Here is a 2,849-nt window from a genome sequence, read left to right as displayed (position 1 = left end):
TCCGCGCTCCATGACCTGCATACGATGAGTACACGGACGAACACAGATCAACACATTGGAGTACCGGGCCGATCGGCCGCAAGGGGTGAATTCAGGCCCCGCTCGGGCGCCTCCGACGGCGCGGTTGAACCATTCGGGTCACCTGGTGTAGTGCGCGAACGCCCCGCGCACGCCCGTCCCCGACCTGCGCCGTCGACGCGCGAGAACCCTTGATCAGACCGGCCGCGCACCCGGCGCACACGCCCGCGCGCGTGCGGTCCCGACCACCCGTCGGCGGGGGCGAACGCACCTGCCCGCGACGAACGTTCACATGTCGCTTACATATCGGTCACATGCGCAACAGCACGGGAGCGCATCGATTCGGACTATTTTTTTTCTCGCCGGAACCGATCGAATACCCGAAAGGGCGGTGTCGACGCGTGTCGACACCGCCCTTCCACCCACCGTCGGCGCCTCAGCAGCAGCGTGTCTGCGGCCGCTCCTCACGTCGCCGGGTCCGCCAGGACTCGTACTCGCGTCGGGTCGGCGCCGGTCGGTCCGGATGCTCCCGCAGGTGTCGCCGGCGGTGACGTTCGTAGTCCGCGTCGCCGGAGATCTCCCGCAGGTACCACCGCACCCACCCGAACACCCGCCCGGGCACGTGCCGAAGATCCCGGGCCCGCCGCGTCACGAGCGTCCCGCCGCGTCACCGGCACCGGCGCCGGCGAGTGCCCGATCCCCGGCCGCGCCGCCCGGCCCGAGGTCCAGGGTGGACTCGACCCACGGCGTCTCGGCGGTGGGCAACGATCCTCCGGCGCGGATCGCCCGCACGCACACCACGGCCGCGTTGGCGATCACCAGTGCGATCAGCACCAGGAAGATCGCGATCAGCACGCCGTCGACGGTGGAGTTCAGCACCACGGTGTGCATGTCGTCCATGTTCTTGGCCGGGCCGAGCACCTTGCCCGCGTCGATCGCGTCGGCGTAGCGGTCGCGTTGCGCGAAGAAGCCGATGCGGGGGTCGTCGGAGAAGATCTTCTCCAGGCCGGCGGTGTACGTCACCGCGACGTCCCAGGCCAGCGGGACGCCGGTGACCCAGGCCCAGCGCAGCTTGCCGGACTTGACCAGCACCGTGGTGGCGACGGTGAGCGCGACGGCCGCGAGCAGTTGGTTCGCGATGCCGAAGAGCGGGAAGAGCTGGTTGATCCCGCCGAGCGGGTCGGTGGCGCCGGCGTACAGGAAGTAGCCCCACAGGCCGACCACCGCGGCGCTGGTGATCCAGATGCCGGGCTTCCAGTCGACCCGGCCGATCGGCTTCCAGACGTTGCCGAGCATGTCCTGGAGCATGAACCGGCCGACCCGGGTGCCGGCGTCCACCGTGGTCAGGATGAACAGCGCCTCGAACATGATCGCGAAGTGGTACCAGAACGCCTTCATCCCCGAGCCACCGAACACGTCGGCGAAGATCTCCGACATCCCGACGGCGAGCGTGGGCGCCCCACCGGAGCGGGCGATCAGGGTCTTCTCCTCGACCGCGTGGGCCGCCGCGCGCAGGTCGTCGGGGGTGATCGTGAAGCCGAGACCGGCGACCGCGTGCGACGCGCTCTCCGCGGTGGCGCCGAGCACGCCGGCCGGGGCGTTCATCGCGTAGTACAGGCCCGGGTCGATCACACACGCGGCGATCAGCGCCATGACCGCGACGAACGACTCCATCAGCATGGCGCCGTAGCCGATCATCCGGACCTGCGACTCCTTGCGGATCAGCTTCGGCGTGGTGCCGGAGGCGACCAGCGCGTGGAACCCGGAGAGCGCGCCGCAGGCGATGGTGATGAACAGGAACGGGAACATCGTCCCGGCGAACACCGGCCCGGAGCCGGAGCCGGCGAACGAGCTGACCGCGTCGGTCTTCATGTTCGGCGCGGCCACGAGCACGCCGATCGCGAGCAGCACGATCGTGCCGACCTTCATGAACGTGGACAGGTAGTCGCGCGGGGCGAGCAACAACCACACCGGCAGCACCGAGGCGACGAAGCCGTAGCCGATCAGGCAGAACACCAGGGTGGTCGGGCTCCAGGTGAACGCGTCGCCGAGCGCGGTCTCCTCGATCTGCCCGCCGCCGACGATCGCGGCCAGCAGCAGCGCCACCCCGATCACGCTGGTCTCCAGGACCCGCCCCGGGCGCAGGTAGCGCAGGTACACGCCCATGAACAGCGCGATCGGCACAGTCAGCGTGACCGAGAAGGTTCCCCAGGGCGAGTCGGCCAGCGCGTTGACCACGACCAGGGCCAGCACCGCGAGCAGGATGATCATGATCACGAACACCGCGATCAGCGCCGCCGCGCCGCCGACCCGGCCGATCTCGTCGCGGGCCATCTGGCCCAGGCTCTTGCCGTCCCGACGCATCGACAGGAACAGCACGACCATGTCCTGCACGGCACCGGCGAAGATCACCCCCACGACGATCCAGATGGTGCCGGGCAGGTAGCCCATCTGCGCGGCGAGCACCGGGCCCACCAGCGGTCCGGCGCCGGCGATCGCGGCGAAGTGGTGGCCGAACAGGACCCGGTGGTCGGTGGGTTGGTAGTCCACGCCGTCGTCGAGGCGTTCGGCCGGGGTGGCGCGGGTGTCGTCGGGCTCCAGGACCCGGCGGACGATGAAGCGCGAGTAGAAGCGGTAGGCGATCGCGTACGAGGCGACCGCGGCGAAGATCAGCCAGACGGCCGAGATCTCCTCGCCGCGGGCCAGCGCGACCATGCCCCAACCGGCCGCCCCGATCAGGGCGACGACGGTCCAGATCAGGATGGTCTTGGCGTTGTATGCGGAGTCGCCGGAGTCGCCGGAGTCGTTGGGGTCGGAGTCGTCTGGACGGG

2 protein-coding genes are annotated in these 2,849 nt (G+C 69.8%); both read right to left on the bottom strand.

Annotation, left to right across the window (positions count from 1 at the left end; genetic code table 11):
• Positions 1-454 precede the first annotated feature (454 nt).
• Positions 455-616, bottom strand: a complete 162-nt coding sequence (locus ACMXN5_RS29990) for a CstA-like transporter-associated (seleno)protein (RefSeq protein WP_380001830.1) — start codon at positions 614-616, stop codon at positions 455-457.
• A 50-nt stretch (positions 617-666) separates the two neighbouring features.
• Entirely contained in the window at positions 667-2,733 is a 2,067-nt protein-coding gene (locus ACMXN5_RS29985; RefSeq protein WP_439678116.1) for a carbon starvation CstA family protein, read from the bottom strand.
• Between the last annotated feature and the right edge of the window lie 116 nt (positions 2,734-2,849).

The sequence above is a fragment of the Embleya australiensis genome (assembly GCF_051903075.1).
Classification (GTDB): Bacteria; Actinomycetota; Actinomycetes; order Streptomycetales; family Streptomycetaceae; genus Embleya.
Note: the sequence above shows the minus strand (reverse complement) of the source record. Positions and strands in the feature narration are given on the sequence as shown.

Coding starts and splice junctions, on each gene's coding strand:
- ACMXN5_RS29985 (WP_439678116.1), bottom strand. CDS start 2,733: ATGGTCGCGCTGGCCCGCGGCGAGGAGATCTCGGCCGTCTGGCTGATC.